The organism is Mesorhizobium sp. (assembly GCF_004963255.1).
Taxonomy (GTDB): domain Bacteria; phylum Pseudomonadota; class Alphaproteobacteria; order Rhizobiales; family Rhizobiaceae; genus Mesorhizobium.
The window spans coordinates 76,986-94,155 of record NZ_SUGA01000023.1 but is presented as its reverse complement, the minus strand read 5'-3'; the positions used below and the strand labels follow the sequence as shown (position 1 = coordinate 94,155).

Below are 17,170 nucleotides of genomic sequence, written 5' to 3'. Positions count from 1 at the left end.
GGTAACTCCAGTCTCCTCGGTCCGGTCCGAATGGACAACCTCTCGAAAGCTCACAACTAGGGAGCTGCCTGCATGGCCCATGTGGTCCTCAAAGATCTCGTCAAGACCTATGGCAGCTTCAAAGCCGTCAACGACGTTTCGCTGACAATCAATGACGGCGAGTTCGTTGCGCTGGTCGGGCCTTCCGGCTGCGGCAAGACGACCACGCTCAATCTCGTCGCTGGCCTGACCACGGTCACCTCGGGCGACATCGTCATCGGCGACCGGGTGGTCAACGACCTCGACCCCAAGGACCGGGACATCGCCATGGTGTTCCAGAACTACGCGCTCTATCCGCAGAAGTCGGTTTACATGAACCTCGCCTTCCCGCTGCAGATGCGCAAGCTGCCCAAGGACGAGATCGACCGGAAGGTCAGGGAAGCAGCGCGCGTGCTGGACATGACGCAGTTGCTCGAACGCAAGCCGCGCGAGCTTTCCGGCGGGCAACAGCAGCGCGTGGCGCTCGGCCGCGCGCTGGTGCGCGATCCGGCGGTGTTCCTGATGGACGAGCCGCTCTCCAACCTCGACGCAAAGCTGCGCGTCCAGATGCGATCCGAGATCAAGCGGTTCCACCAGGACCTCAAGGCGACGATCATCTATGTGACGCACGACCAGCTCGAGGCCGTGACCATGGCTGACAGGATGGCGGTGATGAATGGCGGCTACCTGCAGCAATATGATTCACCCGCGCAGGTTTTCGCCCATCCCGCCAACATGTTCGTCGCGAGCTTCGTCGGCAGCCCGGCGATGAGCCTCATCCCGCTGGAGGCATCGACGGCAGATGGCGGCGCCGTTCTGACGAGCGCGGAAGGCTGGAGCCTCGCGCTGTCGCCGCGCAACGCCCAGAAGGTCGCGCGAGCAACCACCAGGAAGGTCGTGCTCGGCGCGCGCCATTCGACGATCAAGCTGCACAAGAGCGCGGTCCCTGGCGCCATTCCGGCCAAGGCCTATACGGTGGAGCCGACCGGAGACGTCACCTTCGTGCAGGCGTTCCTCTCCGGCGCCATCGTCAACATCAGCGTCTCCCCCAATGTCGCCGTCGCACCCGACGAGCAGATCTGGCTCGAGTTCGACCAGGAGCGCATGCACCTGTTCGACAGCGAAACGGAAATGGCGCTCGAGGCCAGTTGAGACGGCGAACGCATGGGACATGAGGGGGAATGACGACGAAGATGAAGATCACCGCGATCAAGCCCTACCCGGTGTGGGTCGGGACCCGTAACCAGATGCTCGTCAAGGTCGAGACCGACCAGGGCATCTTCGGCTGGGGCGAGAGCGGCCTGAGCGGCCGCGAGAAGGCAGTGACCGGCGCGGTCGAGCACTATCGCGAATTTCTCATCGGCCGCGACGCCATGCAGATCGGCCGCATCTGGCAGGAACTCTATCGCAGCCAGTATTTCGAAGGCGGGAGGGTCCTGCAGGCGGCGATCTCCGCCATCGACATCGCCCTTCACGACATCAAGGGCAAGGCGCTGGGGGTTCCGGTCTACGAGCTGCTCGGCGGCAAGCAGCGCGATCGCATCCCGACCTTCGCCTCGACGGGAGACGAGGCCGAGGGCGACGCCGCCATCGAACGGGCGCGCGAACTCCATGCCGAAGGATGGCAGGCGATCCGCTTCTTTCCCACCGGGCAGAGCAGCAAGGACATTTTCGAGCCGCGCGAGTCGATTGGTCCTACCGCCACCATGCTAAACAAGGCGCGCGAGGCGCTGGGCGACGAGGTCGTGCTCGGCATCGACTATCACCACCGGCTGTCAGTGGCCGAGGCGGCGAGCTTCTGCAACAAGCTCGGCCGCGGCGTGCTCGATTTCCTCGAGGAGCCGATCCGCGACGAGGCGCCGGACGCCTACGAATCCCTGCGCAGGATGACCGACATCCCCTTCGCCATCGGCGAGGAGTTTGCCAGCAAGTGGCAGTTCCTGCCCTATATCGAGCGCGGCATCCACCAGTTCAACCGGCTCGATGTGTGCAATGTCGGCGGGCTCACCGAGGCGATGAAGGTCGCCGGCTGGAGCGAAGCGCATTATGTCGACCTGATGCCGCACAATCCGCTTGGCCCGGTGTGCACGGCCGCGACCATCCATCTCGGCGCCGCTGTACCGAACTTCGCCTGGCTCGAAACCAGGGTGCCCGAAAGGAAGCTGGGCTTCGACAATTCCGAGTTCTTTCCGGTGCAACCGCGGCTGGACGGCACCCATTACCCGGTCGGCGACCTGCCGGGACTCGGAGTCGAGGTCAACGAGGCCGCGATCCAGGCGCAGAGCTTTCGCTTCTGGGAAGCGCCGCATCTCGCGCGCCGCGACGGTTCCGTCACTAACTGGTAATTCCATCTCATCCGGAGTCCGACAATGACGCATACAACCGACATCAAGCGACCGTCCAAGGATCTGATCGAAGCGCTGAAGGAGATCGGCGCCGCGACGGTCGCCGGCACGCTAGGCCATATGGGCTTCCGCAGCCCGCATATGGTCGGCCCGGTGGCGCAGAACCACGGCAAGTCGATCGTCGGACCGGCGCTCACGCTGCAGTTCCTGCCGCAGCGGCCGGATCTCTTCAACGAAGGCGAATATGCCGATCCGGAAACGCAGCTGCACCGGCATGTGCTCTACCACGCGCAGGAGGGCGACGTGGTCGTGGTCGACGCGCGCGGCGACATGAGGTCGGGCGTCTTCGGCGATATGATGTCGACCTATTTCAAGGGCCGGGGCGGCGCCGGCATCGTCATCGACGGATGCATGCGCGACCGGCCCAATGTCGAGAAGCTCGACCTGCCGCTATGGCTGCGCGGCTGGACGCCCAACTATCATGTCCAGACCAGCATCTATCCCAATGCCGTCAACGTTCCGATCGCCTGCGGCGGTGTCACGGTGATCCCCGGCGATATCATCGTCGCCGACGATGACGGGGCCGTGGTGGTTCCCGTCTCGATGGCGCCCATGGTGATCGAGGAGGCCCAGAAGCATCATGACTGGGAAGAGTTCTCCCGAGAGAAGCTCATGCAGGGCGCGCCCTTGCAGCGCTATTATCCACTGCACGACGATGCCCGCGGCGAGTATGAGGCGTGGCGCAAAGCAAGGCGTTAGCGGAGCCAAGCCAACGAAGGAACACAACCATCGCGACTTGGAGCGGTTCAGCTTCAAGCCAGCTGGACGGAACAGGATAGCGCCGCTCGGCATAGCGCGGCGCACCGACTCAAGCTCGAAAACCATGAAGCCCCGACGACGATCCTGTGTGAGGCCAACCAGTTAACCTGACCTTGCGTGACTGGCCTTGCGCTACGAACACCAACTCATGGACTAATCTTGAAAATGCGATGTCTCAGGCTCGCTTGCTGACGTCAACGCTGGGGAAGCCCGCGGCCAGATGATCGATCAGCGCTCGCACGGCGGGAGGTAGGCCGCGTCTGGTGGTGAAGACCAGATGAACGACCCCCTTCACTCCGCGCCATGCCGGCAGCACGCGCACCAGCCGCCCAGTTTCCAGCGCCTCACGGCAGACATGATCGGGCAGGATTGCTATGCCGAGACCATTGATTGCAGCGTCGCGAACAGTCGTCATGTCCTCGCATCCCATCCTCGGCTGGATACGCACAACCTGCCCGCGGCCATCCTCCGCTTCCAGGTGCCATTCGAGATCATCCGAAGCATCGTCAGTTGCCAGCGTCGGGAAGTTGGTCAGTTGCTCGATACTGGTCACTTGACTGGCAAGTTGGGGACACGCAACGAGAATGCGGACCGACATCCCCAGCGACCGCATGGTTAAAGCGGCGTCCGATGTCAGGCTCGTACGCACCCTCAGCGCGAGATCAATGCGTTCTTCGATCAAGTCCACCGCACGATCGGTTGCCACCAATTGAAGCCGCACTTTCGGGAAGCTCATCAGAAAGGATGAAATCAGCCCCGAAATGGGCGCGACCATCCCCGTCGGGCAACTGAAACGAATGCGACCATGCGGTTCGGCTTGCGCCTGCGCGACCAACGCTTCTGCCTGCTCGGCCTCCGCCACAATTGCCCGGCATCGCTCATAAAATGCCCGCCCTGTGTCCGTCACCCGGAAGCGGCGGCTCGACCGCTCAATAAGGCGCAGGCCCAACCGCTCCTCAAGGCCCGCAATCCTCCGACTGAGCTTGGACTTCGGTTCACGCAGCGCCCGCCCAGCGGCGGCAAAGCCGCCATGTGCGACCACTTCGGCGAAGTAGACGTAGTCGTTGAGATCAACACGCATCATCGTTCCCTTGATGGAACGCTAGGTGATAATTTTGCTCACTACAAGCCTCACCGTTCCTCCAGCAAATATGAAGGCAACGGCGCTTCGCCGCACTCCAAGGAGAAAGACGATGACGAACAGGTTCAACAATAAGGTCGTGGTGGTCACGGGCGGCTCAAGCGGCATCGGGCTCGCTGCGGCGAAAGCATTTTCCGCTGAGGGTGCGTCAGTCTTCATAACGGGTCGCCGCCAGGACGCGCTGGATGCAGCCGTGAAGCAGATCGGCGGTCGGGTCACCGCAGTCCGCGGCGATACGGCGGTCCTCGCTGATATCGACAGGCTTTACGACGCGGTCCAACAGAAGCATGCCCAGATCGACGTGCTTTTCGCCAATGCCGGTGGCGGTGAAATGGTCCCGCTCGGCGCGATCACTGAAGATCACTATCAGCGCACCTTCGACACGAACGTGAAGGGCGTCCTATTCACGGTCCAGAAGGCGCTGCCGCTGCTGAAGGACGGCGCCTCCGTCATCCTGACCAGCTCCACGACCAGTATCTCCGGCACGCCGGCCTTCAGCGTCTATTCGGCAACCAAAGCAGCGGTGCGCAACTTCGCCCGCAACTGGATGCTCGACCTGAAGGAGCGCCACATCCGCGTCAACGCGATCAGCCCCGGTGTCACCGACACGGCAGGACTGAACGAGCTGTTCGGCGGCGGCGCGCAGGCACAGGGTACCAGGGATTATCTGGCAGGCCTGATCCCCGCAGGCCGCGTGGGCCAGCCCGAAGAGATTGCCAATGCCGTCCTGTTCCTGGCCTCCGATGAGGCGAGCTTCGTCAACGGCGTCGAACTCTTTGTCGATGGCGGCCAGGCCCAGATCTGAATCTCAACTTGCGCCCAGAGCCTTGGCGCAATCCCGCGACCGAGGTTCGGCGTCCTGTCAAGGACACATGTCATGACACACTCTAACGAATCCGCAGAACGTATCCGCGAGTTGCTCGACCGGAACCTCCAAGAGGTCTTCGGCGAAGGCGACGACGAGCGCCGGCGCGCCGCGATCGGTGAACTTTGGGCAGAGGACGGCATTCTTTACGTGCCGCCGGGTGCGATTGTCGGGCACGACGCGATCGACAAGTTCGCCGGTGATCTGCGGGCGACGCATCCGGATTATATCTACACGCCGCACGGCAAGCCGCAGGTTCTCCATAATGCGGGCCGCTTGGCCTGGGGTTCCGGGCCGCGCGGTGCGACGCCTGAATACACCGGCTGGGATGTCATCACCGTCCGCGATGGCAAGATCACGGCGCTTTACGTCTTCCTCGAAGAGACCTCGGAAGAGTTTCGCCGGGCAAGCGCCAAATCCGCGACCTGATTTGCTCACCTGATGCGGCACGCGCGCCGGGCAAACGCCGCTCGCGATCGAGGGAGCGAGGTGAGCCTGGCGGAGATCGCCGCATTTGGGCTGATCTTGTTCCGGCCGCCCTGCGCGACATTGCGTATCTACGAAGGGAACCCGCCGGCCACGGCGCGGCCGCCTACCCAGACGGTTGCGATGTTCGTCCTGGACGCAGTGTAGACGATCTTCTGCAGGATGCCTTCGCCACGGTCGAGGTCTTCCTGCAGCCTGATCGTGCCGCCCACGGCTTCGGTGTCGATGACGAAGGCATCGAAATGGTAGCCTGCCGCGAACTGCCCGACCGGCAGGTCGAGCGCGGTCCCGCCCGCGACGGTTGCGAGATGGAAGGCGTCGCGGAAATCGATCCGCGCGGCCCTCCGGCTGCTCCGCCTTTCCGGCGGCACGTCTGGGTCGGTGCCGGTCTCCAGCATGCGCGATGCAATGACCGCGCCGCGCATGCCGTCGAAGAGCGAGGCGCTCGGCCCGCCCGAAATGTCGGTTCCGAGCCCGACATTGAGCCCCTTCTCCAGCGCTGCCTTCAGCGGAAAGACCGCGTTGGCGAAGTAGGCGTTGGAGACCGGGCAGTGGGCGACCGTCGAACGGCGCACCCGGATCGTGTCCATGTCGTCCGGCGTGATGAAGTTGGCATGCGCGAGCACGCTCAATCGGCCAAGCAGCCCGAACCGGTCGAGGGCGGCGGTGTCGGTCACCCCGTACCGCTCCAGCACGTAGCCATGCTCCCAGTCGCTCTCCGAGCAATGCGTCTGCACATGGCAGCCGCAGCTCTTCGCGAGCGCGCCCAGCTCGACGAGCGAGGCATCCGTGCAGGAGGGGATGAAGCGCGGTGTCACCACCGGACTGACCAGGCCGTGCCCGTTGTCCGGATGCGCGCGGACATAGTCGATCAGCTCGGCCGCGCCGTCGACCGCCGCTTGCGCGGAGGCGTCGCGATAGTAGTCGGGGCACTGGTCGGCGTTGTCCATGACCACCTTGCCGACCAGGGCGCGCTGGCCGCGATCGAGGCAGGCATCGACGAGGACGCGGGTCGCGTCGCGGTGGATGGTGGCGAAATAGAGCGCGGTCGTCGTGCCGTTGGCGAGCAGGTCTTTGACAAGCAGGCCGTAATTGCGCCAGGCAAACGCGACGTCGGCGTAACGCGCCTCAAGCGGGAAGGTGTACTTGTGCAACCAGACCTCCAGCGGCACGTCTAGCGCCTGGCCGAGCTGCGGGTATTGCGGCGCGTGCACGTGCAGGTCGACAAGCCCGGGCAGCAGATAGTGGCCCCTCGGCAGCCGGACGAGCGTGCCGGCACGGGAGGCCGCGCTGACGGCGGCCTCATAGGCTTCGTCGCCCGGCCTCAGCACGGAGGCGATGACGCCGTCCTCGCGAACCGCGATCAGCGCGTCGCGAAGCTCGTCTATGCTGCCGCGCTCCGGCGCGTGGAAGCCGGAGGCGAGCAATGTCTTGCCCTTGAGGTCGGTCATGTTGCCTTCGCGCGGCCAGGCTGCCGCTCAGGCGGCCATGGCCGTGGTGCCGTAGACGATGCCCTTTTCCTTCAGCCAGCGGCGGTAGGCCACCGAGGAGGCGTCCGCGCGGGTGGGGATTTCGGCGCGGGGCTCGAGCGGCAGAAGCCGCGGCCGCTGGTTCTCCAAAATGATCCGGTCCTGCAGGAAGATGAGCTGCTGGAACTGGACGAGCGCTGCCGTCGTCGAGACGTCATCGATCAGGAACATCACCGGATGAGCCCGGCAGCGGTCCGGCTCGACCGGCTGGACGAACAGGCAGATGACGTCCCAGCGGTTCGCCGAGTTCGGGCATGTCTTGTAGAGCATGACCGCGAAGGGATTGGCGACGCGGTACATGTACTGCGTCATGATGCCTCCGGTCGCAGACAGCGCGGCCTGCGGCTGGAAGAACTCGCAATTGGTCGCCCAGACCTCGTCGACGTCGCGACGGATCTCTGTCGTGTAGTGCCGCACCTCCGTGTGCGGCTCGGCGCCGAGGATGTCGGTGTGGACGAAGGGGAAATGCGCCATGTCGAGGAAGTTCTCGACGATCCTGAGCCCCGAGGCCCTGACCGAGACCGCGCCGCAGATCACCCAGCGCCGGTCGTCCTCTTGCGTCTCCGGGATCGGCAGGACGTCGCGTTCGGGCGCGCCGAGCGTCACCCACAAATAACCGTAGCGTTCGCGTATCGGCAAAGCCTCGCTGTCGCCCGCGCGTGTGACGGTAACCTTGCCGCCGGCATCGCGGCTGACGCTGAGATCGACGCCCAGCAACCTGTTGCGCATCGCGCCGACCGGAATGTCGTCCAGCGCCTCTATGCAGTACCATTGGTCGAGAGCAGCCTTCTCGGCTTGCATGGCCATGCCCGTCTCCCTCTACTGGTTGTATATCCTGTTCATCACTGCGCGGTGGTCGGCAAGGGCCTCCTCGACGTCGAAGGACCGGAACGCGCCCTTGCCGATGATTTCCCTGCCGTTGATGTAGGAATAGTCGACGCGGAAGGGCCCGCAAAGCACGAGCGCCGCGAGCGGGTCGCGTTCGGTTCCCGACAGGCCGAGCTGGTCGCGCCTCACTGCGATGAAGTCGGCGCTCATACCCGGCGCCAGATGGCCGATATCTCCGCGGCCGAGCAGCGCCGCCCCGCCGCGCGTCGCCATCTCCAGCGCCTCGCGTGCCGAAAGCGCGGTCGGGGTGCCGCCGAAACCGCCGCGCCCGCCCGGCTTCTCGGAAAGGTAGTGGTGCGGCGCGACGCGCTGCAGCATCAGCGCGAGCCGCGCCTCCATGAACATGTTGGACGTGTCGTTGGAGGCCGAGCCGTCGACGCCGAGGCCGACCTTGACCCCCTTGTCCAGCATCTCGCGGATTTTCGCGATGCCCTGTCCGCAACGCATGTTGGCCGACGGGCAATGCGCGACGCCCGTGCCTGTCTCGGCGAAGCGGTCTATCTCTCCGCTCGTCATGAAGATCGAGTGGGCGAACCAGACGTGCTCGCCGAGCCAGCCCACGGATTCGGCGAACTCGACCGGCCGCATGCCATAGATCTCGCGGCAGTACTTCTCCTCGAACAGCTCTTCCGCCAGATGCGAGTGGAGGTTCACGCCGGGATGCTGCCGCGCCAGCGCGGCCGCGTCGCGCATCAGCTCCGGCGTCACCGAAAAGGGTGAGCAGGGCGCGAGCACGATGCGGCCCATCGAGTGGCGCGATGCGTCGTGATAGGTGTGGATCAGGCGCTCCGCATCCTTGAGAATGGCGTCTTCCTTCTCCACGCAGCGGTCCGGCGGCAGTCCGCCCTGGCTCTCGCCGCGCGACATGGCTCCGCGGGCAGCATGGAAGCGCAGGCCGATCTCGCGCGCCGCCTCGATTGTCGAATCCAGCGTGCAGTTGTTGGGCAGGATGTAGAGATGGTCGGAGCTGGTCGTGCAGCCGGAGTGGATGAGCTCGGCCATGGCGACCCGCGCGGAGACGCCAATAGCGTCATCGTCGAGCTCGGCCCAGATCGGATAGAGCGTCTTCAGCCAGACCAGCAGCTCGTCGTCCTGCACCATGACGCGCGTCAGATTCTGGTACATGTGGTGGTGGGTGTTCACCATGCCCGGCATGACGATGTGGCCGGAGAGGTCGAGCACCGCATCGGCCTCAAGTCCTGCGAGTTCGGCCGTCGTGCCGACCTTGTCGATCACATTGTCGCGGACGAACAGCGCGCCGCCCGAAATCTCGCGGCGCGCGTCGTCGAACGTCGCGAGATGGTCGATGTTCTTGACCAGAAGCGTCGTCATCGGCCGCCCATCAGCGTACATCGCGGTAGAACGGCTCGCCGAGAGCGGCCGGCGCGGCCATCAGGCGGCGCACTTTCTGCCAGGCGAGCACCGGCACGATCATCAGCGCGATGGTGCCGAGATAGGGCAGCATCGACAGGAACGGCGCGGCCACCGGCCAGTTGCGCGCCTGACCGACGAAGCCGATCGACGTGATGAGGCCGAACAGCAGCGCCGTGAGCACGGCGTTGACCGGCCGGTAACCGGCGAAGATGACGAGCGAGACCGCGATCCACCCGCGCCCTGCGACCATGCCGTCCGACCAGGCCGGCACGAAGGCGAGCGTCAGGTAGGCGCCGGCGCCGCCGCACAGCGCCGCGCCCGCGGTGACGTAGGCGAAGCGGATCAGGCCGACCGGGATGCCGGCGGCGTCGGCGGCGGCCGGGTTCTCGCCGACAGCGCGCATGTTGAGCCCGTGCCGTGTGTGGAACAGCAGGTAGTGCAGGCCGAGCGGCAGGACGATGTAGATGAGGTAGAGCAGCACGTTCTGCGAGAAGAGCGCCGGCCCGAGGATCGGGATGTCGCTCAGCAGCGGTACCTCGACACGCTCGAAGACCGCGGCCGATGGCGTGCCGGAGTAGCTGCGGCCGATGGTGTTGGCGAGCCCGGTGCCGATCAGCGTCAGCGCCAGGCCGCAGAGAACCTGGTTCGCCCGGATCGTCACCGTGGCGAAAGCGAAGACCATGCCGAACAGCGCCCCGACCACGAGCGCCGCGGCAAAGCCGAGCGCCGGCGAGGGAACGGCCGCGACGGTCGCTACGCCGGTGATCGCGCCCATCGCCATCAGCCCTTCGGCGCCGAGATTAACGACGCCGACGCGCTCGGCGAGCACCTCGCCCATGGCCGCGAGCGCCAGCACGCCGCCGGCGAGAAAGGTTGTGGCGAGAATTCCGGTCAAGAGGTCCAATGTCGGTCTCGCTCTATGCTCTCGTCGATCCGGCGCGGAGGATGCGGTAATGCGCGAGCTCGTCGCCGATCGCCGTCAGGAACAGGATCGCCCCGGTCATCGCCAGCACCGCGGAGGTGGTGATGCCCTGAGTCTGCAGGATGATGCCGGAGTTGAGGATGAAGGCCATGAGTATGCCGGTGAAGATGACGCCGACGCAGGAGTTGCGGGCGAGCACCGCGACCATGATGCCGAGATAGCCGAAGTTGTTGGAAATTCCGCCCTGCAGGCGGTGCACCGTGCCGGCGAGCTCGAAGGCGCCGGCGACGCCGGCGATCAGGCCCGACAGCAACATCACGGTGATGATGTGGCGCCGCACCGCGATGCCGGCATAGGCCGCGGCGGAAGGGTTCGAGCCGGACAGCCGTACCTCGTATCCCCAGCGGGAGAAGGCGAGGATCGCGGCGGCGGCCAGCGCCATCAGGATGGCGATCGGCAGGCCCCAGTGAATCAGCCCCCAGAATTCGGGCATCTCGACCGTGATCCGCGGCGTCGAGGAGTTGGACATGCCGACGCGGTCGCGCCACGGGCCGGTCGAGACGTAGTAGACGAGCAGCGCGGCCACGAAGTTGAGCAGCAGCGTCGTGATCAGCTCGTTCACGCCGACGAAGGCGCGCGCCAGTGTGGGGACCAGTATCCAGACGACGCCGCCGAGCGCGCCAGCGGCAATGATCAGCGGCAGGATTAGCCAGGCAGGGCCGGGCACGAACAGTCCGACCGCGGTGGCCGCGAAGGCGCCGACGAGGAACTGCCCTTCGGCGCCGATGTTCCAGATACCGATCTGCTGGCCGACCGCCACCGACAGGCCGGTGAGGATCAGCGGGATCACGAGCAGCCCGAAATCCTCCATCCCGAAGGTGGAGCTGAAGGTGGCGCTGACGAGCTGCGCGCCGAGCGCGATCGGGTCTTCGCCTGCCACCAGCAGCGCGATTGATGCGGCCAGCACCACGATGGCAATGGCCAGCGCGCGCATGGCGAGCGCGATGCCAGGCTGCACAGACGGCAGCCGCTGGAGGCGCAGGCCCTGCAACATCACGCCGCCTCCTTCCGCACGGTGCGTCCGCCCATCAGCAGCCCGATCTGCTCGACGTCGATCTTGTCGTTTTCGAGCGCGCCCATGAGCCGGCCCTCGTAGAGCACGGCGATGCGGTCGGAGAGGTTGAGGAGTTCCTCCAGGTCCTCCGAGATAAGCACGATGCCGGCGCCTGCGTCGCGCAGCTCGACAATGTAGCGCAGCATCGTGTTGATGGCGCCGACGTCGAGGCCGCGGCTGGGATAGGCGGCGACCAGCACCTTGTGGGCGATGCGCATCTCGCGGCGCGCCACCAGACGCTGCTGGTTGCCGCCCGACAGGTTGCGGACCGGCATGGCGAAGTCCGGCACGGCGACGTCCGCGGCCTTGGCGATCTCGCGCGCAAGCAGGGTCGCGGCGCCCGAGCGATAGAGCCCGCCGGAGCCGATGGGCGGCTTCTTGTATTCGCGCATCACGGCGTTGATGGCGACGCTCATCGCCGGGGCCAGCCCGCTGCGCAGCCGGTCCTCCGGGATGTGGCCGATGCCGAGCTCGCTGAACGCAGCAGCATCCCCCGCCCCGATCGGCGCGCCGTCTACGACGATGCGTCCCGAGGCGATGCGCCGCAGCCCGGTGAGCACATGGCTGAGCTCGCGTTGCCCGTTGCCGGCGACGCCGGCGATGCCGACGATCTCGCCCGCATGGATATCGAGGGTGATGTCGTGGAGGGCGGTTTTTCCGCCGTCGTCGAGCGCCGAGACGCTTTCCAGCCTCAGGATCGGCTCCGCCGACCGGGGCGCCGCGCCGGGCGGCCGCTGCCGCATGTCGGCGAGCACGATGTCGCGACCGACCATGAGCCGCGCCAGCATCCGGGGGTTGCACTCGGATGTGTCGTGCGTCGCGATCCTGCGGCCGCCGCGCAGGATGGTGATGCGGTCGGAGATTTCCAGCACCTCGTCCAGCTTGTGGCTGATGAAGATGACCGCGTTGCCGCGCGAGGTGAATTCGCGCAACGCCTTGAAGAGCTCGCGCGCCTCGGCCGGAGTCAGCACTGCCGTCGGTTCGTCGAGGATGAGGATGCGGGCCTCGCGGGCGAGCACGCGCAGGATCTCGACGCGCTGTTGCTCGCCGGTCGAAAGCTCGTTGATGCGCGCGTCCGCACGCACATGCAGGTTGAAGCGTTCGGCCAGCGCCTTCGTCCGCGCCTCCAGCTTACGAGCGGAGGCAAGCCGGGGCGTCTCGCTCCAGCCGAGGTGGATGTTCTCGGCCACGGTGAAGGCCTGCACCAGTTTGAAATGCTGGTGCACCATGCCGATGCCCGCCGCGATGGCGTCGAGCGGCGTGGCGAATTCCTTGGCGTAGCCGTCGATGGTGATCTCGCCTGCATCGGGCTGGTAGATGCCGGTGAGGATGTTCATCAGCGTCGACTTGCCGGCGCCATTCTCGCCAAGCAGCGCGTGGATCTCTCCCGGAAGCACGTCGAGATCGACGTCCTGGTTGGCGACGACGCCCGGGAAATATTTGGCGATACCCTTCAGCTGCACCAGCGGCGCCGTTCCCGGCGCCGCGATGTAGCGGTCCTGCGTAGCGTTCATGCCGGCCTGCCGCAATGCGCTGCGTTATGGCAGGTCATCAGGCGCTGAGGCCCGAGACGCCCTCGATCGACCAATCCCAGTAGTAGAGATCGAGGTCGGTCATGGTCTTGCCGGCCTCGACGCGGACCTTGCCAGTCGAGTCCTTGATCTCGCCGGTAAAGGGCGACCAGCCGTTGATGATCTTCTGCCGGACCTCGTCGGCCGCCTTGGCGACATCGGCGGGAACCTTCTCGCCCCATGCGTCGCGGTCGATGCCCTTGCCCATCGCAAACAGGTTCTCGCTCGAGGTCCACTCGCCGGCCAGGCGCTTCTTCACCTGGTCGACGTAGAAGTCCTTGAAGTCGATGATGATGGAGGAGACGTAGGCGTTCGGACCGTAACGGCGGATGTCGGTGTTCCACATCGCTGCCCAGACGCCACGCTTCTCGGCGACCTGCAGATAGGCGGCCTCGTCCATGATGCCGAACAGGAAGTCGCAGCCATTGTCGATGAGCGCGGTGCCGGCCTGCGCGGCGGCCTGCGGGTCGAACCAGGAGTTGATGACGACAGCCTGCAGCGTGGCATTCGGATTAACCGAACGCGCGCCCATCAGGAAGGCGTTGGTTCCGCTGAACACCGACGGAACCGGGAAGGAGGCGACATAGCCGAGCTTGCCGGACTTGCTGAGATGGCCGGCGGCAACACCCACCACATAGGTCGGGTACCAATGGTTGAGATAGTACCAGCCGAGATTGTCCATCGTGGTGCGGCCGTCGCACTCCATGAAGCCGACGTCGGGCGCCCGCTTCACTACCTCGTGCAGGAAGTCGCCAGTGCTGGATGTGTCGAAGATGAGGTTGGCGCCTTCGCTCACGAATTGGCGGTAGATACGGGTGGCATCCGCCGAGTACGGCACATTCTCCACCTCGAGCACCTTCTTCAGCTTGGGGAACGCCTTCTGCACGGCCAGCACGCCCTGGTGATGAGCCCAGGTCCAGCCTTCGTCGGTGACCGGGCCGACATGGCCGAAGCCGATTACGGCATCTTCCTCGGCCACGGCCGGCAGCGGCGCCGCGGCGCGCGCGGCGCCGATCAGGCCCGTCCTGGGTAGCAGGAGCGAGGCGCCGGCGGCGGCGCCCATGTTGAGGAATCCACGGCGGGAAAGCTTCTCGATACTGATCATGTTCTATCCTTTGCGCGATACACGGCGGTCAGTTTGGAAGGAGTTCGGTCTTCAGCAGGCCATCGATTTCCGCCGACCATTCGGACATCCATGCCTGCTTGGTTTCGTTGTCGAGCCATGCGGCCTCGAGGCCGGCGAGCGCAATCTTCTTCAGCGCCTCCGGCGAGAGCGCGAAATTGTCCATAACCAGCGCGTATTCGCGGTCGAGCGTGGTGGCGAACATCGGCGGATCGTCGGAATGGATGGTGACGTTGAGGCCAGCCTCGATCATGCGCCGAATCGCGTGGCCAGGAGCCGCAAGGTCGCGCCAGACCGTGGTTGCCAACGTCGTGCTGGGGCAGCAGGTGAAGACGATGCCGGCTTCCTTGCAGCGCTCGACCAGCACGGAATCGTCGACCACGTGGTAGCCGTGGTCGATGCGGCGCACGCCGAGCAGTTCGATGCTGTCGGCAACGTTCTCGGCCGGGCCGGATTCGCCCGCATGGGCGGTGACGTTCAGCCCCTCTGAGCGCGCGCGCTCGTACATCTTCGCGTAGGGAGCCGGCGGAAACGGCGCCTCGTTGTAGTCAAGGCCGATGCCGATCACATCGGGCACCCGCTCGGCGAGCACCATGTCCAGGAACTGCTCGCCGCGTTCCGGTCCGAGTTCGCGGCTGTGCGCTGGAATGAGCTTGCAGACGACGCCATATTTTTCCTTGGCGCGCCGCATCCCGTCGAGGACGCCGCCGAGCATGGTGGAGTAGGAAACGCCGTGGGCGAGATGCGCATGCGGGCTGAAGAAGAGCTCGACGTAGCGCGCGCCGGCGATCGCGCAGCGCTCCAGCGCCTCGAAGGTGATCCTCGAGAAGTCCGCGGCGCTTTTGATCGAGGCGCAGACCAGGTCGTAGATTTTCAGGAAGTCGGGCAGGTTGTCGTAGCTGTACAGCTCGGCTGTCGGCTTGGGCAGCGCGACCGAATTCAAAGCGGCGAGATCGGCGAAGGTAGAGGCGGAAACGGCGCCCTCGAGGTGCAGATGCAACTCGACCTTGGGCAGCTGCTGAACGAAGCTCGCCAAAGACATCAGCCTTCCCCATTGCGAGGCACAATGTCGCTGACGGCGCCATCTGCCTCATTTCCCTTCCGGCTCTTTCAGGCCGTTGCGGGACACCCACTCAACACGAAGTTGTTCGACTTTTTCGTCGTTTTCCGTGCCTTCAATTCTCCCTTACGCAACAGATGTCAGGGAAATTTGGCTTGCACAAGCCCCAAAATGATGCCTAATTAGACAGAAAGCAACATTGCCTAAAAATTGTGCAAATGGCTGGGATTGTAGGCAGCGTGCGTGGTGCCATGAAGCAGCGAGGACTGGAGTGAAGGCGGTCTCGACCGAAACCGCCCGGCTGTCCTTCATCGGACGGCTGGTGCCGCCCAGCTTCGCCGAGTTCTGCGACCGGCGGGCGGAGAAGCTCGACCTGAAGATGGCGATCAGGAGCGTCGCCGCGGATCGCTTCACCGTTGAAGTCTCGGGCCAGCCCGACCTCGTCGACGCGTTCGAGATGGCGTGCAGTCTCGGCCCGCTCGACTGCCTCGTGCTCGACTATGAGCGCACCAGAATCCACAGCATTTCCAATGGGGAACAAGAACGATGACCACCGCGGGTGTCTGGCATCCGGTCGCACTGTCGGCCTCGATCGAGCCGGGGAGCTCGGCCGGCACGCATATCGACGGCAAGGAGTTCGTCGTCTGGCGCGACAACAGCGGCGCACCGCATGTGTGGGAAGACCGCTGCCCGCATCGCGGCATGAAGCTCAGCTTCGGCTTCGTGCGCGGCGACCACATCGCTTGCCTCTATCACGGCTGGCAGTACGACACGGCCGGGCAGTGCCGCTACATCCCGGCTCATCCTGAGCTGGACGTGCCGGGGAGCATTAGGGTGCCGGTCTTCCAGACGGTCGAGGCGGCTGGCATGATCTGGGTGGCCACCGAGCCGACCGAGTCCGCGCCCCCTGCCCCGCAGGAGGCCGGCGAGACCGTATCGGTGCGCAGTGTCTTTTTCGGCGCAGCCATTGACGCGGTGCTGGCGGCGATCGAGACGACACCGTCGCGCCCTTTCAGCGACGAGGCTGCAGCCTCCGTCCTCCGCCAGATCGACGGCCGCCTCTACGCGCTGACGGTTGGCAACGATAGGCTTCTCCTCGGCCTGCATAGCCTTTCCGGAGAGCGCACGGCATTGCATGTCGTCATCGCCGGACCTGCCGCACGCTATGCCGGCAAGGGACAGGCGCATTTCCTGGCCTGGACGGCCGAACTGCGCCACCGCATCGAGACGCAGCCGGCAGCAGCGGTGGCCGCGTGATGGCCGGCATCGTCCTCTACAACTACGAGCTCGACGAGAACTGCTACAAGGTGCGGCTCGCGCTTTCGATGCTCGGCCTCAAATGGGAGCCGATCGCGGTCAACGCCTTCCCCGGCAACGAGCAGACGACGCCGCCCTTCCTGGCCATGAACCCGCTCGGCACACTGCCGATTCTGAAGGACGGCGACCTGACCCTGTTCGGCGCCGAAGCGATCCTTGCGCATCTCGCCCGCGCCAATGACGCCGCTGGCAAATGGCTGCCGGCGGAGGGCGCCGACTTCGCCGGCGTCATGCAGTGGCTCGTCTTCTCGGCCGGAGCGCTGGCGGTCGCGGGCGAGGCGCGCCGCAACTCCCTGTTCGACACGCCGGGCGACGGCGAAGCGCTGCAGGCATCGGCGGGCAAGCTGTTGCGCATCATGGACGACCACATGATCGCGCGCGGCTACGAGGGCCTCGACTGGTTCGCGGCCGGCCATCCCACGATCGCCGACATCGCGCTGTTTCCGGCCTTCGCGCTCAGCCGCGATTTCGGGATAGACCACGATGAATATGCCGGGCTGCGGCGCTGGGGACGGCGCGTCCGTTCGCTCCCCGGCTTCGTGACCATGCCGGGCATTCCGGACTATTATTGAGGCGCAGACGCCCCAGGCAGAAGGCA

General features: G+C 65.4%; 17 protein-coding genes. 8 read left to right on the top strand and 9 right to left on the bottom strand.

What is annotated here, in order from left to right; translation table 11 throughout:
• Positions 1–72 precede the first annotated feature (72 nt).
• The 3 genes from ugpC to E5X34_RS21845 are packed head-to-tail and all read left to right on the top strand — an operon-like array spanning position 73 to position 3,122.
• Positions 73–1,170 (top strand): sn-glycerol-3-phosphate ABC transporter ATP-binding protein UgpC, encoded by a 1,098-nt coding sequence (gene ugpC, locus E5X34_RS21855; RefSeq protein ID WP_292568792.1) that lies wholly within the window; start codon positions 73–75, stop codon positions 1,168–1,170.
• Positions 1,171–1,199: 29 nt separating this feature from the next.
• On the top strand, positions 1,200–2,363 hold the full coding sequence (locus E5X34_RS21850; protein ID WP_292568790.1) for a mandelate racemase/muconate lactonizing enzyme family protein: 1,164 nt from the start codon (positions 1,200–1,202) through the stop codon (positions 2,361–2,363).
• A 24-nt stretch (positions 2,364–2,387) separates the two neighbouring features.
• Positions 2,388–3,122, top strand: coding sequence for a ribonuclease activity regulator RraA (locus E5X34_RS21845; RefSeq protein WP_292568789.1), 735 nt, complete (start codon positions 2,388–2,390; stop codon positions 3,120–3,122).
• Between the two features lie 235 nt (positions 3,123–3,357).
• On the opposite strand, the gene E5X34_RS21840 is transcribed toward E5X34_RS21845, so the two are convergent.
• Positions 3,358–4,263, bottom strand: coding sequence for a LysR family transcriptional regulator (locus E5X34_RS21840; RefSeq protein WP_292568787.1), 906 nt, complete (start codon positions 4,261–4,263; stop codon positions 3,358–3,360).
• A gap of 112 nt (positions 4,264–4,375) precedes the next feature.
• Between E5X34_RS21840 and E5X34_RS21835 the strand changes: the two genes are divergently transcribed.
• Entirely contained in the window at positions 4,376–5,128 is a 753-nt protein-coding gene (locus E5X34_RS21835) for a glucose 1-dehydrogenase (protein WP_292568800.1), read from the top strand.
• A 72-nt stretch (positions 5,129–5,200) separates the two neighbouring features.
• Complete coding sequence (locus E5X34_RS21830) at positions 5,201–5,617, top strand: nuclear transport factor 2 family protein (RefSeq protein ID WP_292568785.1); 417 nt, start codon at positions 5,201–5,203, stop codon at positions 5,615–5,617.
• Between the two features lie 128 nt (positions 5,618–5,745).
• Here E5X34_RS21830 and guaD read toward each other — a convergent pair whose 3' ends face one another.
• Genes guaD through add form a run of 8 tightly spaced genes read right to left on the bottom strand, consistent with a single transcriptional unit; the run spans position 5,746 to position 15,237 of the window.
• Complete coding sequence (gene guaD / locus E5X34_RS21825; protein WP_292568783.1) at positions 5,746–7,125, bottom strand: guanine deaminase; 1,380 nt, start codon at positions 7,123–7,125, stop codon at positions 5,746–5,748.
• A 27-nt stretch (positions 7,126–7,152) separates the two neighbouring features.
• A complete protein-coding gene (locus tag E5X34_RS21820) occupies positions 7,153–8,004 on the bottom strand; it encodes an aromatic ring-hydroxylating dioxygenase subunit alpha (RefSeq protein WP_292568798.1) in 852 nt (283 codons plus the stop codon).
• An 18-nt stretch (positions 8,005–8,022) separates the two neighbouring features.
• Entirely contained in the window at positions 8,023–9,423 is a 1,401-nt protein-coding gene (locus E5X34_RS21815; RefSeq protein ID WP_292568781.1) for an 8-oxoguanine deaminase, read from the bottom strand.
• Between the two features lie 10 nt (positions 9,424–9,433).
• On the bottom strand, positions 9,434–10,369 hold the full coding sequence (locus tag E5X34_RS21810) for an ABC transporter permease (protein WP_042638754.1): 936 nt from the start codon (positions 10,367–10,369) through the stop codon (positions 9,434–9,436).
• Positions 10,370–10,382: 13 nt separating this feature from the next.
• Positions 10,383–11,441: an ABC transporter permease gene (locus E5X34_RS21805; protein ID WP_292568797.1), complete on the bottom strand. Its 1,059-nt coding sequence runs from the start codon at positions 11,439–11,441 to the stop codon at positions 10,383–10,385.
• Positions 11,441–13,015 (bottom strand): ABC transporter ATP-binding protein, encoded by a 1,575-nt coding sequence (locus tag E5X34_RS21800; RefSeq protein WP_292568779.1) that lies wholly within the window; start codon positions 13,013–13,015, stop codon positions 11,441–11,443. Before E5X34_RS21800 ends, E5X34_RS21805 begins: the two co-directional genes overlap by 1 nt.
• A gap of 37 nt (positions 13,016–13,052) precedes the next feature.
• Positions 13,053–14,177, bottom strand: coding sequence for a BMP family ABC transporter substrate-binding protein (locus tag E5X34_RS21795; RefSeq protein WP_292568778.1), 1,125 nt, complete (start codon positions 14,175–14,177; stop codon positions 13,053–13,055).
• 28 nt (positions 14,178–14,205) lie between these two features.
• Positions 14,206–15,237, bottom strand: coding sequence for an adenosine deaminase (gene add, locus E5X34_RS21790; RefSeq protein ID WP_292568775.1), 1,032 nt, complete (start codon positions 15,235–15,237; stop codon positions 14,206–14,208).
• 289 nt (positions 15,238–15,526) lie between these two features.
• Here add and E5X34_RS21785 point away from each other — a divergent pair, with 289 nt between their 5' ends.
• The 3 genes from E5X34_RS21785 to E5X34_RS21775 are packed head-to-tail and all read left to right on the top strand — an operon-like array spanning position 15,527 to position 17,144.
• Positions 15,527–15,805 carry a hypothetical protein gene (locus E5X34_RS21785; RefSeq protein ID WP_245456158.1) on the top strand — a complete coding sequence of 93 codons (279 nt, stop codon included), beginning with the start codon at positions 15,527–15,529 and terminating at the stop codon, positions 15,803–15,805.
• A complete protein-coding gene (locus tag E5X34_RS21780; RefSeq protein WP_126062435.1) occupies positions 15,802–16,512 on the top strand; it encodes a Rieske (2Fe-2S) protein in 711 nt (236 codons plus the stop codon). Before E5X34_RS21785 ends, E5X34_RS21780 begins: the two co-directional genes overlap by 4 nt.
• Complete coding sequence (locus E5X34_RS21775) at positions 16,512–17,144, top strand: glutathione S-transferase family protein (protein WP_292568772.1); 633 nt, start codon at positions 16,512–16,514, stop codon at positions 17,142–17,144. The genes E5X34_RS21780 and E5X34_RS21775 overlap by 1 nt, the downstream gene beginning before the upstream one ends.
• The last annotated feature ends 26 nt before the right edge of the window (positions 17,145–17,170 follow it).